General features: G+C 72.3%; 15 protein-coding genes. 10 read left to right on the top strand and 5 right to left on the bottom strand.

The annotated features are described in order from the left end of the window. Positions 1-621, top strand: a complete 621-nt coding sequence (locus QE401_RS17330) for a pyridoxamine 5'-phosphate oxidase family protein (RefSeq protein ID WP_307139386.1) — start codon at positions 1-3, stop codon at positions 619-621. A 54-nt stretch (positions 622-675) separates the two neighbouring features. On the opposite strand, the gene QE401_RS17325 is transcribed toward QE401_RS17330, so the two are convergent. Next, the gene (locus tag QE401_RS17325; RefSeq protein ID WP_307139385.1) at positions 676-1269 is read right to left on the bottom strand and encodes a malonic semialdehyde reductase; all 594 of its coding nucleotides are present in this window, start codon (positions 1267-1269) and stop codon (positions 676-678) included. 237 nt (positions 1270-1506) lie between these two features. Between QE401_RS17325 and QE401_RS17320 the strand changes: the two genes are divergently transcribed. From QE401_RS17320 to QE401_RS17300, 5 genes are all read left to right on the top strand, one after another. Next, the gene (locus QE401_RS17320) at positions 1507-3399 is read left to right on the top strand and encodes an extracellular solute-binding protein (RefSeq protein WP_307139384.1); all 1893 of its coding nucleotides are present in this window, start codon (positions 1507-1509) and stop codon (positions 3397-3399) included. Positions 3400-3559: 160 nt separating this feature from the next. Then, a complete protein-coding gene (locus QE401_RS17315) occupies positions 3560-4666 on the top strand; it encodes a microcin C ABC transporter permease YejB (protein ID WP_307139383.1) in 1107 nt (368 codons plus the stop codon). Beyond that, positions 4663-5700 carry an ABC transporter permease gene (locus tag QE401_RS17310; RefSeq protein WP_307139382.1) on the top strand — a complete coding sequence of 346 codons (1038 nt, stop codon included), beginning with the start codon at positions 4663-4665 and terminating at the stop codon, positions 5698-5700. The genes QE401_RS17315 and QE401_RS17310 overlap by 4 nt, the downstream gene beginning before the upstream one ends. 145 nt (positions 5701-5845) lie before the next feature. Then, positions 5846-7459, top strand: coding sequence for an ABC transporter ATP-binding protein (locus tag QE401_RS17305; protein WP_307139381.1), 1614 nt, complete (start codon positions 5846-5848; stop codon positions 7457-7459). Then, positions 7456-7905 carry a hypothetical protein gene (locus tag QE401_RS17300; protein ID WP_307139380.1) on the top strand — a complete coding sequence of 150 codons (450 nt, stop codon included), beginning with the start codon at positions 7456-7458 and terminating at the stop codon, positions 7903-7905. Before QE401_RS17305 ends, QE401_RS17300 begins: the two co-directional genes overlap by 4 nt. A 50-nt stretch (positions 7906-7955) precedes the next feature. Here QE401_RS17300 and QE401_RS17295 read toward each other — a convergent pair whose 3' ends face one another. Genes QE401_RS17295 through QE401_RS17285 form a run of 3 tightly spaced genes read right to left on the bottom strand, consistent with a single transcriptional unit; the run spans position 7956 to position 10548 of the window. Beyond that, entirely contained in the window at positions 7956-8537 is a 582-nt protein-coding gene (locus tag QE401_RS17295; protein WP_307140268.1) for an alpha/beta hydrolase, read from the bottom strand. Then, on the bottom strand, positions 8501-8752 hold the full coding sequence (locus QE401_RS17290; protein ID WP_307139379.1) for a hypothetical protein: 252 nt from the start codon (positions 8750-8752) through the stop codon (positions 8501-8503). Before QE401_RS17290 ends, QE401_RS17295 begins: the two co-directional genes overlap by 37 nt. A 41-nt stretch (positions 8753-8793) precedes the next feature. After that, a complete protein-coding gene (locus QE401_RS17285; RefSeq protein ID WP_307139378.1) occupies positions 8794-10548 on the bottom strand; it encodes a cation:proton antiporter domain-containing protein in 1755 nt (584 codons plus the stop codon). 132 nt (positions 10549-10680) lie between these two features. On the opposite strand from QE401_RS17285, the gene QE401_RS17280 reads away from it, so the two are divergent. The 4 genes from QE401_RS17280 (at position 10681) to ung (ending at position 16478) form a co-directional block, all read left to right on the top strand. After that, complete coding sequence (locus QE401_RS17280) at positions 10681-11541, top strand: VOC family protein (RefSeq protein ID WP_307139377.1); 861 nt, start codon at positions 10681-10683, stop codon at positions 11539-11541. Positions 11542-11840: 299 nt separating this feature from the next. Next, complete coding sequence (locus tag QE401_RS17275) at positions 11841-14468, top strand: penicillin-binding protein 1A (protein WP_307139376.1); 2628 nt, start codon at positions 11841-11843, stop codon at positions 14466-14468. 154 nt (positions 14469-14622) lie between these two features. Next, positions 14623-15753: a peptide chain release factor 2 gene (gene prfB / locus QE401_RS17270; RefSeq protein ID WP_307139375.1), complete on the top strand. Its 1131-nt coding sequence runs from the start codon at positions 14623-14625 to the stop codon at positions 15751-15753. Positions 15754-15764: 11 nt separating this feature from the next. Further along, on the top strand, positions 15765-16478 hold the full coding sequence (ung, locus tag QE401_RS17265; RefSeq protein ID WP_307139374.1) for a uracil-DNA glycosylase: 714 nt from the start codon (positions 15765-15767) through the stop codon (positions 16476-16478). Positions 16479-16508: 30 nt separating this feature from the next. On the opposite strand, the gene QE401_RS17260 is transcribed toward ung, so the two are convergent. Continuing rightward, positions 16509-18395: an AMP-binding protein gene (locus tag QE401_RS17260; protein ID WP_307139373.1), complete on the bottom strand. Its 1887-nt coding sequence runs from the start codon at positions 18393-18395 to the stop codon at positions 16509-16511. Positions 18396-18575: the final 180 nt, after the last annotated feature.

The raw sequence follows: 18575 nt of genomic DNA, 5'->3' as shown, positions 1-18575 counted from the left end.
ATGAGCATCATCCGCAGCGTCGAGGAACTCGAGGCGATCTATGGCGCGCTGGGCGCGGTGGGGGAGGCCTCCACCGCCAAGGTGACCGACCATGTCACCCCCGATTATGCGCGCTTCATCGAGGCCTCGCCCTTCCTGGCGCTGGCGACGGTGGGGCCGGAGGGCATGGATTGCTCGCCGCGCGGCGACCGTGGCCAGGCGGTGCGCATCCGGGACCCGCGCACCCTGCTGCTGCCCGACCGGCGCGGCAACAACCGCATCGACAGCCTGCGCAACATCGTGCGCGACCCGCGCGTGGCGCTGATGTTCCTGGTGCCCGGCAGCGGCAATGCGCTGCGGGTGAACGGCACCGCCGAGCTCGACACCGATCCGGCGCTGCTGGAGAGCCTGTCCATGGAAGGCAAGGCGCCGCGCTGCGTCATCGTGGTGCGGGTGGAGGAGGTCTATTTCCAGTGCGCCCGCGCCATCATCCGCGCCGGGCTGTGGAAGGCCGAGAGCCAGGTGGACCCGGCGACGCTGCCGACCCCCGGCCAGATCCTGGCGAAGCTCAGCCAGGGCCGCGTCGGCGGCGAGGCCTATGACCGCGAATGGCCGGAACGGGCGCGGGCCAGCATGTGGTGAGGCGGGCGCCCCGACCCCCGCCCGGCAGGACCGGGCGGGCGGCGGGGGAGGGGCTCAGGCCAGGTCGGCGGCCTCGTCGAAGGACAGGCGCGGCAGCCGGCCGAACAGCCCGCTGGCATCGCCATAGCCCAGATTGACCAGCAGGTTCGACTTCCAGCCGGTGCCGGCGAAGAAGGCCTCGTCCAGCTTGGCGTTGTCGAAGCCGCTCATCGGCCCGGTGTCGAGGCCGAGCGCGCGCGCCGCCAGGATCAGATAGGCCGCCTGCATGGAGGAATTGCGGAAGGCCGTCGCCTCGGCGAAGGCGGCGCTGCCGGTGAACCAGTTCTTGGCATCCGGCGCGTGCGGGAACAGCACCGGCAGCTTGTCGTAGAAGCGCTCATCCCAGGCGACGATGACGGTGACCGGCGCGGTCATGGTCTTGTCCAGATTGCCGGCCGAGAGCGCCGGGCGCAGCTTCTCCTTGCCCTCGGCCGAGCGGACGAAGACGAAGCGCGCCGGGTTGGCATTGGCCGAGGTCGGCGCCAGCTTCACCAGATCATAGAGCTGGCGCAGAATCTCGTCGGAGACCGGGCGGTCCTGCCACTTGTTGTGGGTGCGGGCGTCGCGGAACAGGGTGTCGAGGGCGGCGCTGTCGATCGGCTCGGCCATGGGCGTGCTCCTGGGCAACAGAGGGGGCGGATGACCGCCGGTTGATGCCAGGATGCGGCGGCCGGGCGGGGCTGCCAAGCCGGGAGGCCGGATCACCACCATTCACGCGGTGAATGAGGCCCGGCGGGACCCTTGCCCCGGTGCTGCCAGCGCCGGCGGCCCCGCCCGCCTGTTGCAAATCGCAAGCCGGGCCAGGGAATGGTTGTCGCGGCGGCGGGGAGCCCTCATCCTAGGGATATGCGCCGTCGACACCTGCTCGCCTCCGGTTTCGTCCTCGCCTCGGGCGCCGCGCTGCCGCGCGCCCGGGCGCAGTCCCCCGCCGCCGGGGCGCCACAAGCCGCGCCCGGGGCCGCCGCCGCCGAGGCGCCGGCGATCCGCCGCGCTCATGCGCTGTCGCTGCTGGGGGCGCCGGCCCTGCCGCCGGATTTCACCCATTGGCCCTGGGTGAACCCGGACGCGCCCAAGGGCGGGCAGATGGCGCTGACCGCGCTGGGCAGCTTCGACAGCTTCAACCCCTTCATCCTGCGCGGCACCCCGGCGGTCGGCTCCACCCTGCTCTATGATTCGCTGATGGTGCCGAGCAGCGACGAGGCCAGCACCGAATACGCGCATCTGGCGCGCGAGGTGGAGGTGCCGCGCGACGGGCGCGGCGTCACCTTCGTGCTGAACCCGGCGGCGCGCTGGCATGACGGGAAGCGTATCACCGCCGCCGATGTGGTCTGGACCTTCCAGACCCTGCGCGAGAAGGGGCGCCCCTTCTACCGCGCCTATTGGGGCGACGTGACCGAGGTGGTGGCGGAGGGCGAGGACCGCGCCGTGTTCCGCTTCCGCGGCAATGAGAATCGCGAGCTGGCGACGATCCTGGGCCAGATGCCGGTGCTGCCGAGGCATTGGTGGGAGGGGCGGGACTTCGCCCAGCCCGGCCTCGACATCCCGCTCGGCTCCGGCCCCTACCGGATCGAGCGCTTCGAGCCGGGCCGCAGCATCACCTATCGCCGGGTGGACAATTACTGGGCGCGCGACCTGCCCACCCGCAAGGGCACCCACAATGTGGATGTCATGCGCTACGAGTATTTCCGCGACACCACCGTGGCGCTGGAGGCCTTCAAGGCCGGGCAGATCGACCTGCGGACGGAGAATGTCGCCAAGGAATGGGCCACCGGCTACGATTTCCCCGCCGTCCGCCGCGGCCTGGTGAAGCGCGAGGAGATCCGCCACGAGCTGCCCACCGGCATGCAGGGCTTCGTGATGAATCTGCGCCGGCCGCTGTTCCAGGACCGCCGGGTGCGCGAGGCGCTGGGGCTGGTGTTCGATTTCGAGTGGATGAACGCCAACCTGTTCTATGGCAGCTACACCCGCACCACCTCCTACTTCTCCAATTCGGAGCTGGCGGCGACCGGCCTGCCCTCCGAGGGCGAGCTGATGGTGCTCTCGGCCTTCCGCGGCCGGCTGCCGGAGGAGCTGTTCACCAGCGAGTTCCGCGTCCCCACCTCCGACGGCAGCAACAACAACCGGGAGAATGCGCGCCGCGCGCTCGGCCTGCTGCGCGAGGCCGGCTGGACGGTGAAGGAACGCCGCCTGGTCAACGACAAGGGCGAGCCCTTCAATTTCGAGATCCTGCTGGACGGCGCCACCTTCGAGCGCGTCGCCCTGCCCTATATCCAGGCGCTGCAGCGGCTCGGCATCGAGGCGCGGGTGCGCACCGTCGACCCCGCCCAGTACCAGGTGCGGATGGATGCCTTCGACTACGACATGACGGTCGATGTCATCCCGCAATCCCTCTCCCCCGGCAATGAGCAGCGCGACTTCTGGTCCTCGGAGAAGGCGCGGGAGAATGGCAGCCAGAACATCATCGGCATCGCCGACCCGATCGTCGACGCGCTGGTCGAGCTGGTGGTCAACGCCCCCGACCGCCAGGCGCTGATCGACCGCACCCGGGCGCTGGACCGCGTGCTGCTCTGGGGCCACTATGTGGTGCCGCACTGGCACAGCCGGGTGTTCCGCCTGGCCTGGTGGGACAAGTTCGGCCGCCCCGAGCGCACGCCGCGCTACGCGCTCGACCTGCAGGCCTGGTGGGTCGAGCCCGCCAAGGACCGCGCCCTCCCCGCCGACCGCCGCGCCCCCCCATGATTCTTTCTGTCAGCTGCCGGTCATGGCCGGGACGGGATCGCTCTGAAGGTGCGCGGCGCTCCGGCCCGGCCGCGCCCGGGGCGCGCTCCGGAACCGTGAGCGCCCCGGCGAAGTACAGCGTCCCGCCCCTCAACCCTTACGCGGCAGCCTGAAAGAAAAAATGGGAGCGTATCTGCTCAGGAGGCTGGCGCTGCTGGTGCCGACGCTGTTCGGCATCATCCTGATCAATTTCGTCGTGGTGCAGTTCGCGCCCGGCGGGCCGGTGGAGCAGATGCTGGCCGAGCTGCGCGGCCAGGGCGGCAGCACGATCGGGCGGCTCTCGGGCGAGAGCCAGGGCGAGCTGCGCGGCCCTTCCCAGGGCGGCGGCGAGGGCGGCGGGCCGTCCGGCACCTATCGCGGCGCGCGCGGCATGGACCCGGCGGTGGTGGCCGAGATCGAGCGCATGTTCGGCTTCGACAAGCCGGCGCATGAGCGCTTCCTGACCATGATGAAGGGCTATCTCACCTTCGATTTCGGCGAGAGCCTGTTCCGCGGCCGCAAGGTGGTGGATCTGTTGTGGGAGAAGCTGCCGGTCTCGATCAGCCTCGGCCTGTGGTCGACGCTGATCATCTACCTGATCTCCATACCCTTGGGCATCCGCAAGGCGGTGCGCGATGGCAGCCGCTTCGACATGTGGAGCTCCGCCGTGGTGCTGGTGGGCTATGCGGTGCCGGGCTTCCTGTTTGCCATCCTGCTGGTGGTGCTGTTCGCCGGCGGCTCCTTCCTGCAGATCTTCCCGCTGCGCGGCCTGGCTTCCTCGGGCGCCGAGTCTTGGCCCTTCTGGCGCCAGGCGCTGGACTATGCCTGGCACATGGTGCTGCCCACCCTGGCGCTGGTGATCGGCGGCTTCGCCGGGCTGACCATGCTGACCAAGAACTCCTTCATGGAGGAGATCGGCAAGCAGTATGTGCTGACCGCGCGCGCCAAGGGCGCCAGCGAGGGGCGCGTGCTCTACGGCCATGTCTTCCGCAACGCCATGCTGCTGATCATCGCCGGTTTCCCCGCCGCCTTCATCGGCATCCTGTTCACCGGCGCGCTGCTGGTGGAGATCGTCTTCAGCCTGGACGGGCTCGGCCTGCTGGGCTTCGAGGCGGCGATCCGCCGCGACTACCCGGTGATGTTCGGCACGCTCTACATCTTCACCCTGCTCGGCCTGGTGATGCAGATCGTGGGCGACATCACCTACACGCTGATCGACCCGCGCATCGATTTCGAGGCCCGCCGATGAGGCCGATCACGCAGCGGCGCCTGGCCAATTTCCGCGCCAATCGGCGCGGCTGGTGGTCGCTCTGGATCTTCGCCGCCCTGTTCCTGGTGACGCTCTGCGCCGAGCTGGTGGCGAATGACCGCCCGCTTCTGGCCAAGGTGGAGGGGCGCTGGTTCTTCCCCGTCGCCATCGAATATGCCGAGAGCGACATCATCCCCGATGGCTTCCCGACGGCCGCCGTCTGGCGCGACACCGCGCTGCAGGAGGAGATCCGCGAGAAGGGCGGCTGGATGCTCTGGCCGCCGCTGCCCTATCGCTACGACACCATCATCAAGGATCTCGGCCGCCCGGCGCCCTCGCCGCCCAGCTGGCAGAACCCGCTCGGCACCGATGACCAGGCGCGCGACGTGCTGGCCCGCGTCATCTATGGCTTCCGCGTCTCGGTGCTGTTCGGCTTCGCCCTCACCCTCGTCTCCTCCGTCATCGGCATCGCGGCGGGGGCGGTGCAGGGCTATTACGGCGGCTGGGTCGATCTGGGCTTCCAGCGCTTCATCGAGATCTGGTCGGGCATGCCGCAGCTCTTCCTGCTGATCATCCTCTCCAGCGTGATCGAGCCGGGCTTCTGGACGCTGCTCATCTTCCTGCTGCTGTTCTCCTGGATGTCGCTCACCGGCGTGGTGCGGGCGGAATTCCTGCGCGGCCGCAACCTGGATTACGTGCGCGCGGCCAAGGCGCTCGGCGTCTCCGACACGCGGCTGATGGCGCGCCACATCCTGCCCAACGCCATGGTGGCGACGCTGACCTTCCTGCCCTTCCTGCTTTCCGGCTCGGTCACCATCCTGGCCAGCCTGGACTTTCTGGGCTTCGGCCTGCCGCCGGGCTCGCCCTCGCTGGGCGAGCTGGTGAGCCAGGGCAAGAACAACCTGCAGGCGCCCTGGCTCGGGCTCACCGCCTTCTTCGTGCTGGGCGGCGTGCTCACCCTGCTGATCTTCGTGGGCGAGGCGGTGCGCGACGCCTTCGATCCGCGCAAGCTGCCGGGGGGGAGCCAAGGATGAAAGTGGTAGAGCCGGGGCGCTGCCCCGGGCCCCGCCGGGGTGGCAGGGCCACCCCGGACCCCGCCTTCAGTTGGCGCCAAACGGATGGCGGGGTCTGGGGGGACCCTGTCCCCCCAGCGGGGGCCAGGGGGCGGAGCCCCCTGCCATGACCCTTCTCTCCGTCGAGAATCTCAGCGTCGCCTTCCGCGGCCGCACCGTGGTGCGGGACGTCTCCTTCGATGTGCGCCCCGGCGAGACGGTGGCGCTGGTGGGCGAGAGCGGCAGCGGCAAGAGCGTCACGGCGCTGTCCTGCCTGCGGCTGCTGCCGGCGGCCGGCGCCAACCCCACGGGCCGCATCCTGCTGGACGGCACCGATGTGCTGCGCGCCGACACGGCCGAATTGCAGCGGCTGCGCGGCGGTGTCGCCGGCATGGTGTTCCAGGAGCCGATGACCAGCCTGAACCCGCTGCACAGCATCGGCCGCCAGGTGGGGGAGGCGGTGCGGCTGCACCAGCCCTTGCGCGGCAGCGCGCTGCGCGAGCGGGTGCTGATGCTGCTGGAGCGCGCCGGCCTGCCGGAGCCCTCGAAGCGGCTGGACGCCTTCCCGCACCAGCTCTCGGGCGGGCAACGGCAGCGCGTGATGATCGCGGCGGCACTCGCCAACGACCCGCGCCTGCTGATCGCCGATGAGCCGACCACGGCGCTCGACGTCACCATCCAGGCGCAGATCCTGGCTCTGCTGGCCGAGCTGAAGCAGCGCCTGTCGATGGCGATGCTGCTGATCACGCATGACCTCTCCATCGTGCGGCAGCAGGCTGACACGGTGGTGGTGATGCGGCATGGCCAGGTGGTGGAGCAGGGCCCGGCGGGGCAGGTGCTGACCGATCCGCGCCACGACTACACCCGCCTGCTGCTGGAGACCGAGCCGCGCGGCGCCCCGGCCCCGGTGCCGGAGGAGGCCGCGACGCTGCTGGAGGCCGATCAGGTGCGCGTGCATTTCCCGATCCGCCGCGGCCTGCTGCGCCGCCAGGTGGGGGAGGTGCGCGCGGTCGATGGCGTGTCGCTCACCCTGCGGGAGGGCGAGACGCTCGGCCTGGTGGGGGAGAGCGGCAGCGGCAAGACGACGCTCGGCCTGGCGCTGCTGCAGCTGGAGCGCAGCGAGGGCCGCATCGCCTTCGAGGGCCAGCCGATCCAGGGCCTGTCGCGCGCCGCGCTGCGGCCGCTGCGCGCGCGCATGCAGGTGGTGTTCCAGGACCCCTATGGCTCGCTCTCGCCGCGCATGAGTGTCGCCGAGATCGTGGGCGAGGGGCTGGCGGTGCATGAGCCCGGCCTGTCCGCCACCGATCGCGCGGCCCGGGTGCGCGCGGCGCTGGAGGAGGTCGGGCTCGACCCTGCCACGGCCGAGCGCTACCCGCATGAGTTCAGCGGCGGCCAGCGCCAGCGCATCGCCATCGCCCGCGCTCTGGTGCTGCAGCCGCGCCTGCTGGTGCTGGACGAGCCGACGAGTGCGCTCGACGTCTCGGTGCAGGCGCAGGTGGTGGAGCTGCTGCGCGGGCTGCAGGCGAAGCACCGGCTGGCCTATCTGTTCATCAGCCATGATCTGCGGGTGGTGCGCGCCATGGCGCACCGCATCCTGGTGATGAAGGGCGGCCAGGTGGTGGAGATGGGGGCGGCGGAGGCGGTGTTGCGCGCGCCCCGGGCGGACTACACAAGGGCGCTGATGCGGGCCGCCTTTCCGGAGGGCCCGCCGCAGGGGAATGGGAAAGCGCCCGAGGCATGAACGAGTTCGAGACGCTGCGCGAGCTGATCCGGCAGGACCGGATCCAGCTCGGCGTCGATATCCGCAAGATGAACATGCCGGGCTCGCCCGCCTACCGGCCCTTCGAGACGCTGGCGGTGCCGGCGGCGATCCTGGTGGTGAGCTTCCTCGGCGCCGTGCTGGCCAACATCCATGTCGGCGCCGTGCTGCTGGCGGCCGGCATGGCCTTCTGGCTGATCAAGGTGCAGCCGCGGGTGAAGGAGGCGGTCTATGCCCGCACCGCCGAGCTGGCCCTGTCGCGCGAGGCGCTGTTCGACGGGCTCTGGGCCAAGGGCGCGCTGACGCTGCACACCTGGATGCCGGATGGCAGCCCCCGCATGGCCAACCGCAAGAATGAGTGGCGCGACCTGGTGCGGCTGGTGGTGGAGCATGGGGAGGCCCCGCCGGCGCCCGACGCACCGGTCTGACCCGCAGGCCTGACCCGCCGGCCTGACCCGCCGGGGGAGGCGGGCTCGCCTCAGCCCGGCAGCGCCTGCAGCCAGGCGATCAGCCGGTCGGCCAGCGCCGGCCAGCCCGGCTCCAGCATCATCAGATGGCCATGCCCGGGCAGGAACTCGGCATGGCGGCCATGCCAGAGCGCGCAGCGGCGCACCGCATCCTCGGGGATCAGCCGGTCCTCCCCGGCGCCCAGCACCAGCACCGGGCGGCCATGCAGCCAGCCATAGGGCACCGGCTGGGGCAGCTGCGCCTCCAGCAGGGCGGTGCGGGATTCGCCGCCCAGCCGCGCCGCGTAGTCGCGCGCCAGCGGCACCGGCATGCCAGCGCCGAACAGGGCGGGCGCCAGCTCGGGCGGGGTGCTGCCGGGCGGCGCGTCCATGCGCGCGGCCTCGGCCCACAGCGCCGGGTCGGTCAGCGCCAGCCTGGTGCTGGACAGCCACAGCCCCTCGGGCGGCACCGGCGCCAGCAGGGCGGCGGCGCGCAGCCGCGGCTCCAGCAGCAGGCGCTGGGCCACCAGCGCGCCCAGCGAATGGCCGATGGCCACCACCGGCCCGCCGGCCTGCATCAGCGCCGTGCGCGCCTGCGCGACATAATCGGCCAGCCCCGCCTCCCGCCCGCCGGCGCGCGGCGCTTCAGCTCCAGCACCAGGGAGGGGTAGCCGGCCTCGGCGAAGCGGGCGGCGAAGCCCTGCTCCCACACCCAGGCGCCGCAGCCGGCGCCGTGCAGGAACAGCAGGGTCGGGCTGCCGGGCGCGGCATGGCGCCGCAGCCGGGGGCGGGCCAGCGGCGTCGCCGGCGGCATGTGGTCGGGCGGCATCAGGCGGCTCCCATCAGGCGGCTCCCATCAGGCGGCTTCCATCAGGCAGCTCCGGGCAGCGGCTCGCCCGCCAGCCCCTCGCCCGGCATGCGGGCGCGCAGCACATCGACCGTCGCCTGCGCGGTGGAGGGCGAGACGCCCAGGCGCTGCATGGCGAAATCGGCCATGCCGAGCGCCACCTCGCGCTCGCCCATCACCGCCATGCCGACACTGGCCTCCTGGCGCAGCCAAGCCACCTCCTCATCATCATGGGTGCGCACCGCGACCTCGATGGCCGGGTTGGCGGCGCGCGCCAGGGCGATCACCTGCCGCGCCTCCCAGGCCCCGGGCAGGGCCAGGATCAGCAGCCGCGCCTGGTGCGGCCGGGCGCCCTGCAGCACCTCCTCCTTGGCGGCGTCGCCCCAGATCACCGGCAGGCTCTCGGCGCGGGCGGCATCGGCGATGCGCCGGTCCTCCTCCACCACCACCAGCGGCAGGTTGTGGCGGCGCAGCGCGGCGGCGATGGTGGCGCCGACGCGGCCATAGCCCACCAGGATGGCGTGCTGCTCCAGCGCCGGCAGGCCGGGATGCGGCGGCGCCGCGGCGGCGCGCCCCCGCTGCCAGCGTGACAGCGCCGGGCTGGCCGCCAGCCGCGGCGCCAGGGCGGCGAAGGCGCGGAAGGTCAGCGGCAGCAGCAGGATGGCGCCGAAGCTGCCGAGCAGGATCGGCCCGCGCGCCTCGGCCGGCAGGGCGCCCTGGCCGATCGCCAGCTCCGCCAGCACGAAGGAGAATTCGCCGATCTGCGCCATGGCGGCGCCGACCACGGCGGCGGTGGCGGGTGGCACCCGCAACAGCAGCAGCAGGGCGAAGGTGGCGCCGCCGGTGCCGATCAGCACCACCAGCAGCGCGGCGGCCGAGGCCCAGGGCGCGCTGGCCAGGTTGGCCGGGTCCAGCAGCATGCCGACCGAGAAGAAGAAGATGGCGGCGAAGACGCGCTGCAGCGGCACCGTCTCGGCCGCCGCCTGGTGACCGAGATCGCTCTCCCCCAGCACCACGCCCGCGAAGAAGGCGCCGAGCGCGAAGGAGACATGGAACAGCGCGGTCGCCGAATAGGCGACGCCCAGCGCCACCACCACCACGGCCAGGGTGAACAACTCGCGCGAGCCGGTGCGGGCGACCCGCTTCAGCGCCCAGGGCAGCACGCGCCGCCCGGCCAGCAGCATCAGCGCCATGAAGGCCACCAGCTCGCCCACCGCGCGCAGCATGGCCCAGGCCAGCCCGCCCTCCTGGCCGCGGCCGGAGAGCGCCGGCAGCAGCACCAGCCCCAGCACCACGATCAGGTCCTGCACCACCAGCCAGCCCAGCGCCAGCCGCCCGGCCTCGCCGGAGAGGCGGCCGCGCTCCTCCAGCGCCCGTGTCGCCACGGCGGTGGAGGCGATGGCCAGGGCCAGGCCGAAGGCGAAGGCGCCGGCGCCGGACAGGCCGAGCAGCGCCACCCCGGCCAGCCCGCCCAGCAGCCCGGCGGCGGCGACCTGCGCCACCGCGCCCGGCAGCGCCACGCGCCAGACCGCCAGCAGATCCTCGGCGCGGAAATGCAGCCCGACGCCGAACAGCAGCAGGCCGACGCCGACCTCGGCCAGCGTCGCGGTGAAGCCGAGATCGGCCGAGAAGCCCGGCGTGTGCGGCCCGACCACGGCGCCGGCCACCAGATAGCCGATCAGCGGCGGCAGGCGCAGCAGCCGGGCGATGGTGCCGAAGACGAAGGCCAGGGTCAGGGCGATGACCAGCAGGGCGAGCAGGGGGGGCGCGTGATGCATGCGCGCTGACAGTAGAAGCGCGGCGCGGCCGCGGCCAAGGCGGCATCATGCGCGCGGCCAATGATGGTCCTTCCGGATGCGGATTTCCGCTGGCGCCGCCCCGGGCCCAGATAGCGGGAAAGGAGTTCCGCCATGTCCGACGCCCGCACCGCTTCCCTGGACTTCCCCGCCGACGCGCTGGCGGCGGAGCGCCCCTGGACGGCGCCGCTGCATCCGGTGGCGGTGGCGCTGGCGGCGCGCGACGCGGCGGGGCTGGCCCGCTGGTATGAGCGGCTGCTGGGCCTGCCGGCGCGGCACGAGGATGGGCTCTGGCAGGCCGGCGGCCTGCTGCGGCTGCGCCCCGCCCCGGCGGCGCGCGCCGGGCAGGGGCATGAGCCCGGCCTGTTCCACACCGCCTTCCTGCTGCCCTCCCGCGCCGCGCTGGCCGGCTGGCTGCGGCATGCCGCGGCGCTCGGCATCGCGCTGGAGGGGGCGTCGGACCACGGCATCAGCGAGGCGCTGTACCTGACCGATCCGGAGGGCAACGGGATCGAGGTCTATGCCGACCGGCCGCGCGCCGACTGGCCGCAGCCCGGGGCGGGCGAGCGCGTCGGCATGTGGACGCGCCGGCTGGACCTGGATTCGCTGCTGGCCGAGGCGCCGCAGGCGGCGCTGCCGCCGGGCTTGCGCATCGGCCATGTGCATCTGCGCGGCGGCGACATCCCGGCCACCGCCGCCTTCTATGAGGGGCTTGGGCTGCAGGAGATGCATGCGCGGCCGCAGGCCCGCTTCCTGGCCAGCGGCGGCTATCACCACCATCTGGCGGTGAATGGCTGGCACAGCGCCGGGCAGCGGCCGGAAGGGCTGCTGGGGCTGGAGCAGGTGGTGCTGGCGGCGCGCGACGACGCCGCCTGGGAGATCGCCGCCGCCGGGCTGCGCGGGGCGGTGGAGACCGCCGAGGGCCTGGCCGGCCGCGACCCCTCCGGCAATGGGGTGCTGCTGCTCCGCGGCTGAGCCGGCGCCGGGTGCCGAGGCGGGGGCGCGAAAAATACCCCGCTTTCGCTGCGCCGCCGCACAACCCGGTGGCCGGCCCGGCCGTTGAAGCGGCGGAGAGCCGGGCGCTGCCCGCCCTGCCCGCCCGCCGGCGGGTGACGCGCTGCAGCATCCGGCGCGGCGCGTGTTCTTGCGACCGGTGTCAGGGGTTTCTGAAACAAGGCTTCACCCTGGTGTGAAGGCTTTGGCTTTCCCATCTGGCCGCCATGCCCACTCCACGCTTCGCGCGCCCGGCCCGGGCGGTGTAAGGGGATCGCGCCATGGCACCGAACGATCTTCGCGCTGACCGTCCGCTGGTGGGCGAGCGCGCCCCGGCTTCCCGCCCGCCCGAGGCCGCCCAGCCGGCGGATCCCGGCGGCCGCCCGCCACGCCCGCCCCGCAAGGGCCGCGGCGGCAATGGGCGCGGCCGCAAGGGCGGCGATGCCGGCAAGGGCGGGCGCGGCCTGGGCCGCCTGGTCGCCCGGCTGGCCGGGTTCGGCCTGGCGGTCGGGCTGGCGGTCACCGCGGTGGGCGGCATCGCCGCCTATGGCTTCTACCGCCAGGCGACGGCCGACCTGCCCGAGCATGCCTGGCTGGCCGATTACCAGCCGCCGCAGATGAGCCGCATCTACGCGGCGGATTCCAAGCTGATGGCCGAGCTGGCGCTGGAGCGCCGCGTCTTCCTGCCGATCGGCGCCATTCCGCGCCGCGTGCAGCAGGCCTTCACCGCCGCCGAGGACCAGCGCTTCTGGGACCATCACGGCGTCGACCCGATCGGCATCGCCCGCGCGGTGATCAGCAATGTCGAGGGGCTGGCCAGCGGCAGGCGCGCCGGCGGCGCCTCCACCATCACCCAGCAGGTCGCCAAGAACATGCTGGTGGGCAATGAGCGCACCATCCTGCGCAAGGTGCGCGAGGCGGTGCTGGCCTTCCGGCTGGAAAGCGCCATGCCGAAGGAGCGCATCCTCGAGATCTACCTGAACGAGATCTTCCTGGGCGCCCAGGCCTATGGCGTCGCCGCCGCGGCGATGAACTACTTCAACAAGGGCCTCGACGAGCTGACGCTGGGCGAGACCGCCTTCCTCGCCGCGCTGCCCAAGGCGCCCAACAACTACAACCCCGCCCGCTTCCCCGAGGCCGCCAAGGCCCGCCGCGACTGGGTGCTGGACCGCATGGTCGATGACGGCGCGGTCAGCCGCGCCGAGGCCGATGCGGCGAAGCAGGAGCCGATCGTGCCGCGCGGCCGCGCCCGCCCCGACATGGTGGCGGTCGGCCAGTACTTCACCGAGGAGGTGCGGCGCGAGCTGGTCACCCGCTTCGGCCAGGACCAGACCACCATGGGCGGGCTGGTGGTGCGCACCAGCATGGAGCCCGAGCTGCAGGCCGCGACCGAGGCGGCGCTGCGCGAGGGGCTGATGAATTACGACCGCCGGCGCGGCGGCTGGCGCGGCCCGGTGACCCGCATCGAGGCCGGCGCCACCGAATGGATGCCGGCGCTGGAGGCGGTGGCCCGCCCGCCCGGCGCGCTGCCCGAATGGCGCCTGGCCGTGGTGCTCTCCGTCGAGGCGCGCGAGGCGCGGCTCGGCTGGGTGGAGAAGCCCGACCGCGCCACCCCCGCCCAGCCGCGCCAGGCGAGCCTGCCCTTCGAGGATATGGGCTGGGCCCGCCCGGTCGGCCGCGACGGAAGGCTGGGCGTGGCGCCGCGCCGCATGCAGGATGTCGTCTCGGTCGGCGATGTGGTGCTGGTGGAAAGCCTGCCGGCCACCGCCGCCCAGGGCCGCAGCCCGGCCCGCCCGGCGCGGCTCGCCCTGCGGCAGATCCCGCAGGTGGAGGGCGCCGTCGTCGCGCTCGACCCGCAGACCGGGCGCGTGCTGGCCATGGCCGGCGGCTTCTCCTTCGAGAAGAGCTGGTTCAACCGCGTCACCCAGGCGCTGCGCCAGCCCGGCTCCTCCTTCAAGCCCTTCGTCTACCTGCCGGCGCTGGAGATGGGCATCCCGCCCAACCAGCAGCTGCTGGACGGGCCGATCGAGATCCGCACCCCGCAGGGCATCTGGCGCCCGGGCAATTACAGCAACAATTTCAACGGCTGGGTGACGATGCGCACGGCGCTGCAGAAGTCGCTCAACCTGGTCACCGTGCGGCTGGCGCAGGAGATCGGCATCGATCGCGTGGCGGAGACGGCGGCGCGCTTCCATGTCATCCCCAACATGCCGCGGGTGCTGTCCATGGCGCTCGGCGCCGGCGAGACGACGGTGATGCGCATGGCCGCCGCCTATGCCTCCTTCGCCAGCGGCGGCAAGGAGGTGGCGCCGACGCTGATCGACAGCGTGCAGGACCGCTTCGGCCGCGTCGTCTGGCGCGCCGACAACCGCCGCTGCGAGGGCTGCGACAGCGGCCCGAATGGCGAGCCGCCGCGGCTGGTGGATGAGCGCCGCCAGCTGACCGACCCGATCGCCGCCTACCAGATGGTGTCGCTGCTGCAGGGCGTGGTGCAGTACGGCACCGGCACCCGCGCCGGGGCCGGGCTGAACCGCCCGGTGGCCGGCAAGACCGGCACCACCAACGACTACATGGACAATTGGTTCGTGGGCTTCACCCCCGACATCGCGGTCGCCGTCTGGATCGGCTATGACGAGCCGCGCAGCCTGGGCAGCGGCGAGACCGGCGGCAGCACCGCCGCCCCGGTGTTCCACGACGTCGTCGCCGCGGCGCTGGGCAACAGCCCGCCGGTGCCGTTCCGCGCCCCGCCGGGTGTCGCGCTGGTGCGCACCCAGCTGGACAATGGCCAGACCATCCTGGAGCCGTTCCGCCCGGGCACCGAGAACGCCGCCCGGCCGCCGGTGGACAACAGCGTCATGTCCTCCGACACCCCGGCTGGCGTGGACAGCAACCTGGGCGGGCTCTACTAAGCCGCTTTGCTGCCCTGGAAGCTGCCCCCGCCCCGACGGCGGGCAGCGCCCGCCGGCCCTGACAGAGAAAAGATGGGGGCCCGGGGGAATTCATTCCCCCGGACTTGTTCTGGCCCCGCTTGAGCCGCCGCCGCGCCGTGGAGGAATGTGACAGATGCGTGCCGATGCCGAGGCCCTGCGCGGCCAGATCGAGGATTCCATCGCCCTGCTGCGCCGCCACCTCGACTGGGACGTGGCGCTGCGCCGGCTGGACGAGGTGAATGCCCGCGCCGAGGACCCCACCCTGTGGGAGAAGCCCGACGAGGCACAGGCCGTGATGCGCGAGCGCAACCGCCTGGCCGACCAGGTCGAGGGCGTGAAGAAGCTGGAGCAGGACGTCAAGGACGCGCTGGAGCTGATCGAGCTGGCCGAGGCCGAGGGCGATACCGCCACGGCGGACGCCGCCATCGCCGATCTGCACAGCTTTGCCGCCGAGGCCAAGCGCCGCGAGATCGAGAGCCTGCTGTCGGGCGAGGCCGATATGCGCGACTGCTTCGTCGAGGTGAATGCCGGCGCCGGCGGCACCGAGGCGCAGGACTGGGCGCAGATGCTGCTGCGCATGTATCAGCGCTGGGCCGAGAAGCGCGGCTACAAGGTGCAGCTGACCGAGGAGAGCGAGGGCGAGCAGGCCGGCATCAAATCGGCGACCATCCAGGTCTCCGGCCCCAACGCCTATGGCTGGCTGAAGACGGAAAGCGGCGTGCACCGCCTGGTGCGGATTTCGCCCTTCGACGCCGCCGCCCGCCGCCAGACCTCGTTTGCCAGCGTCTATGTCTTCCCGGTGATCGACGACAAGATCGAGATCGAGATCAACCCGGCCGACCTGAAGACCGACACCTTCCGCGCCTCGGGCGCTGGCGGGCAGCACGTCAACAAGACCGAATCCGGCGTGCGCTTCACCCATATCCCGACCGGCATCGTCGCCGCCTCGACCCAGGACCGCAGCCAGCACCGCAACCGCGTCATCGCCATGGATATGCTGAAGGCGCGCCTCTACGAGCTGGAGCTGCGCAAGCGCGAGGAGGTCAACGCCGCCACCGAGGCGAGCAAGACCGATATCGGCTGGGGCCACCAGATCCGCTCCTACGTCCTGGCGCCCTACCAGCTGGTCAAGGATCTGCGCACCAATGTCGAGAAGGGCAATCCCGACGCGGTGCTGGATGGCGAGCTGGATGATTTCATGGCCGCCGCCCTGGCGTCGCGCGTCGGCGCGCACCGGTCGGAGGCCAGCGCGAGCGCGCGCTGAGGCCGAGCCGCATGGTGCATCCGGCCTGGAGCGCGGCGCTGGACGCGCTGCCGCCCTGCTGGCGCGGCGCGCTCGGCCCCGCCTTCGCCATGCCGGTCATGGACCGGCTGGCGGAGTTCCTGCTGGCTGAGCGTGCGGCGGGCAAGGCGATCTACCCGCCGGAACCCTTGGTGTTCGCCGCCCTGCAGCGCACGCCGCTCGCGCAGGTGAAGGCGGTGATCCTGGGCCAGGACCCGTATCACCGGCCGGGCCAGGCCATGGGCCTGTCCTTCTCCGTGCCACCGGGGGTGCGCATCCCGCCCTCGCTGCGCAACATCCATCGCGAGCTGGCGGCGGATTGCGGCATCGCCGCGCCGGCGCATGGCTGCCTGACGCGCTGGGCGGATGAGGGCGTGCTGCTGCTCAACACCGCGCTGACGGTGGAGGAAGGCAAGGCCGGCAGCCATGCCCGGGCCGGCTGGCACGAATTCACCGACGAGGTGCTGCGCGTGCTGGGCGTAAGGCCCGATCCGGTGGCCTTCCTGCTCTGGGGCGGGCATGCGCGCAAGCGGGCGGAGCTGCTGCGCGGCACGCCGCATCTGCTGCTGGAATCCGACCACCCCTCGCCCCTGGCCGCGGCCCAGGCGGCGCGCAGCGCCAGCCCCTTCGCCGGCTCCCGCCCCTTCAGCCGGGCGAATGACTTCCTGCGCGCCCAGGGCCGCGACTCGGTCGACTGGCGGCTCTAGGGCGTCCCGCTTCCGCGCAGAGCCGGAGGCTCAGGCCCGCGCCAGCACCGCCCCGATCTCCTCCAGGATCATCGGGTCGTCGATGGTGGCGGGCACGGCGAATTCCTCCCCATCCGCCAGCTTGCGCAGCGTGGCGCGCAGGATCTTGCCCGAGCGGGTCTTGGGCAGGCGCTGCACCGCCCGCGCCCGCTTGAAGGCGGCGACGGGGCCGATGCGCTCGCGCACCAGCGCCACCAGCTCGGCCTCCAGCACCGCCTCGTCCTTGTCCACGCCCGCCTTCAGCACCACCAGGCCGAGCGGCGCCTGGCCCTTCAGCGCATCCTTCACCCCGACGACCGCGCATTCGGCGACATCCGGGTGGCTGGCCAGCACCTCCTCGATCGCGCCGGTCGAGAGGCGGTGGCCGGCGACATTGATGATGTCGTCGGTGCGCGACATCACCCAGACATAGCCCTCCGCATCCACCATGCCGGCATCGCCGGTGTTGTAGTAGCCGGGGAAGGCGTCGAGATAGGCTTCGCGGAACCGCGCATCGGCGCGGTAGAGCGTCGGCGCGCAGCCCGGCGGCAGCGGCAGGCGCAGCGCCAGGCTGCCGGTCCGGCCCGCGGGCAGGGGGCGGCCGGCCTCGTCCAGCGCCTCCACGACATGGCCGGGCGCGGGCTTGCCGCCGGAGCCGGCGCGCATCGGGAACAGGCCCGCGCCGCGGAAATTGCCGGTGATGCACCAGCCCGTCTCGGTCTGCCACCAATGGTCGATCACCGGCCGGCGCAGCAGCCGCTCCGCCCAGAGGGCGGTGTCCGGGTCGCAGCGCTCGCCGGCCAGGAACAGCGCCTCCAGCCTGGAGAGGTCGTGCCCGGCCAGCATCCGCCCCTCCGGATCCTCCTTCTTGATGGCGCGCAGCGCGGTGGGGGCGGTGAACAGGGTCTTCACCCCGTGCTCGGCGCAGACGCGCCAGAAGGCGGCCGCATCCGGCGTGCCGACCGGCTTGCCCTCATAGACCAGCGTCGTGCAGCCGGCGAGCAGCGGGCCGTAGACGATGTAGGAATGCCCGACCACCCAGCCGACATCGCTGGCGGTCCAGGCGACATCGCCCGCGCCCACGCCATAGAGCAGCCCCATCGAGTGGTGCAGCGCCACGGCATAGCCGCCGCAATCGCGCAGCACGCCCTTGGGCTTCCCGGTCGTGCCGCTGGTGTAGAGGATGTAGAGCGGGTCGGTCGCCGCCACCTCGACGCAAGGGTGCGGCGTGGCGGCCTCGATCGCCGCCAGCAGGTCCGCGTCGCGGCCGGGCGTCAGCTCGCAGCGCCAGGATTCGCGCTGCAGGATCAGGCAGCCCGCCGCCGGCCGGTGCGGGGAGAGGCCGAGCGCCGCATCCAGCAGCGGCTTGTATTTCACCACCCGCCCCGGCTCGATCCCGCAGGAGGCGGAGAGCACCAGCTTCGGCTCCGCATCGGTGATGCGCGCGGCGAGCTCGGCCGCCGCGAAGCCGCCGAACACCACCGAATGCACGGCGCCGAGGCGGGCGCAGGCCAGCATGCCGATCACCGCCTCCGGCACCATCGGCATGTAGATCACCACGCGGTCGCCCTGGCCCACGCCGCGCGCGGCCATGGCGCCGGCCAGCCGCGCGGTGCGGTCGAGCAGCTCGGCATAGCTCAGCCGGGCCTTGGCGCTGGCCAGCGGGCTGTCCCAGATCAGCGCGTCCTGCCCGCCGCGCCCGGCGGCGACATGGCGGTCCAGCGCGTTGTGGCAGATGTTCAGCCGGGCGTCGGGAAACCAGCGCCCATAGGGGCCGTGGCCAGCGTCGAAGGCGCGGCCGGGCGGGACGGCCCAGTCGATTCCGGCGGCGGCGCCCAGCCAATAGCCCTCGGGGTCGCGCCGCCAGGCCGCGTGCATCCTGTCATAGCCATCATCCATGGCGGTACCTCCCTGATTTTATTGATTTCAGTTATTCTTCTTTTTCTGAAGAAAAAGAAGCAAAAAGACTTTTCCAGGCTGCCGCCGTCTCCCGGCACAGCGGGACGCCAAATGACAGAAGTTTTTTGGTTCTTTTTTTCAAAAAAGAACGCTTCTTCTGAAAAGAAAAGGGGGGCCGGA

Origin of the sequence: Pseudoroseomonas cervicalis (assembly GCF_030818485.1) — a bacterium.
Lineage (GTDB): Bacteria > Pseudomonadota > Alphaproteobacteria > Acetobacterales > Acetobacteraceae > Pseudoroseomonas > Pseudoroseomonas cervicalis_A.
The sequence above is the reverse complement of the archived record's forward strand: the minus strand, read 5'-3'. Positions and strand labels throughout refer to the sequence as shown.

Coding starts and splice junctions, on each gene's coding strand:
- QE401_RS17260 (WP_307139373.1), bottom strand. CDS start 18,395: ATGGATGATGGCTATGACAGGATGCACGCGGCCTGGCGGCGCGACCCC.
- QE401_RS17325 (WP_307139385.1), bottom strand. CDS start 1,269: ATGGCCGAGCCGATCGACAGCGCCGCCCTCGACACCCTGTTCCGCGAC.
- QE401_RS17280 (WP_307139377.1), top strand. CDS start 10,681: ATGTCCGACGCCCGCACCGCTTCCCTGGACTTCCCCGCCGACGCGCTG.
- QE401_RS17310 (WP_307139382.1), top strand. CDS start 4,663: ATGAGGCCGATCACGCAGCGGCGCCTGGCCAATTTCCGCGCCAATCGG.
- QE401_RS17290 (WP_307139379.1), bottom strand. CDS start 8,752: ATGCCGCCCGACCACATGCCGCCGGCGACGCCGCTGGCCCGCCCCCGG.
- ung (WP_307139374.1), top strand. CDS start 15,765: ATGGTGCATCCGGCCTGGAGCGCGGCGCTGGACGCGCTGCCGCCCTGC.
- prfB (WP_307139375.1), top strand. CDS start 14,623: ATGCGTGCCGATGCCGAGGCCCTGCGCGGCCAGATCGAGGATTCCATC.
- QE401_RS17300 (WP_307139380.1), top strand. CDS start 7,456: ATGAACGAGTTCGAGACGCTGCGCGAGCTGATCCGGCAGGACCGGATC.
- QE401_RS17285 (WP_307139378.1), bottom strand. CDS start 10,548: ATGCATCACGCGCCCCCCCTGCTCGCCCTGCTGGTCATCGCCCTGACC.
- QE401_RS17315 (WP_307139383.1), top strand. CDS start 3,560: ATGGGAGCGTATCTGCTCAGGAGGCTGGCGCTGCTGGTGCCGACGCTG.
- QE401_RS17320 (WP_307139384.1), top strand. CDS start 1,507: ATGCGCCGTCGACACCTGCTCGCCTCCGGTTTCGTCCTCGCCTCGGGC.
- QE401_RS17330 (WP_307139386.1), top strand. CDS start 1: ATGAGCATCATCCGCAGCGTCGAGGAACTCGAGGCGATCTATGGCGCG.
- QE401_RS17275 (WP_307139376.1), top strand. CDS start 11,841: ATGGCACCGAACGATCTTCGCGCTGACCGTCCGCTGGTGGGCGAGCGC.
- QE401_RS17305 (WP_307139381.1), top strand. CDS start 5,846: ATGACCCTTCTCTCCGTCGAGAATCTCAGCGTCGCCTTCCGCGGCCGC.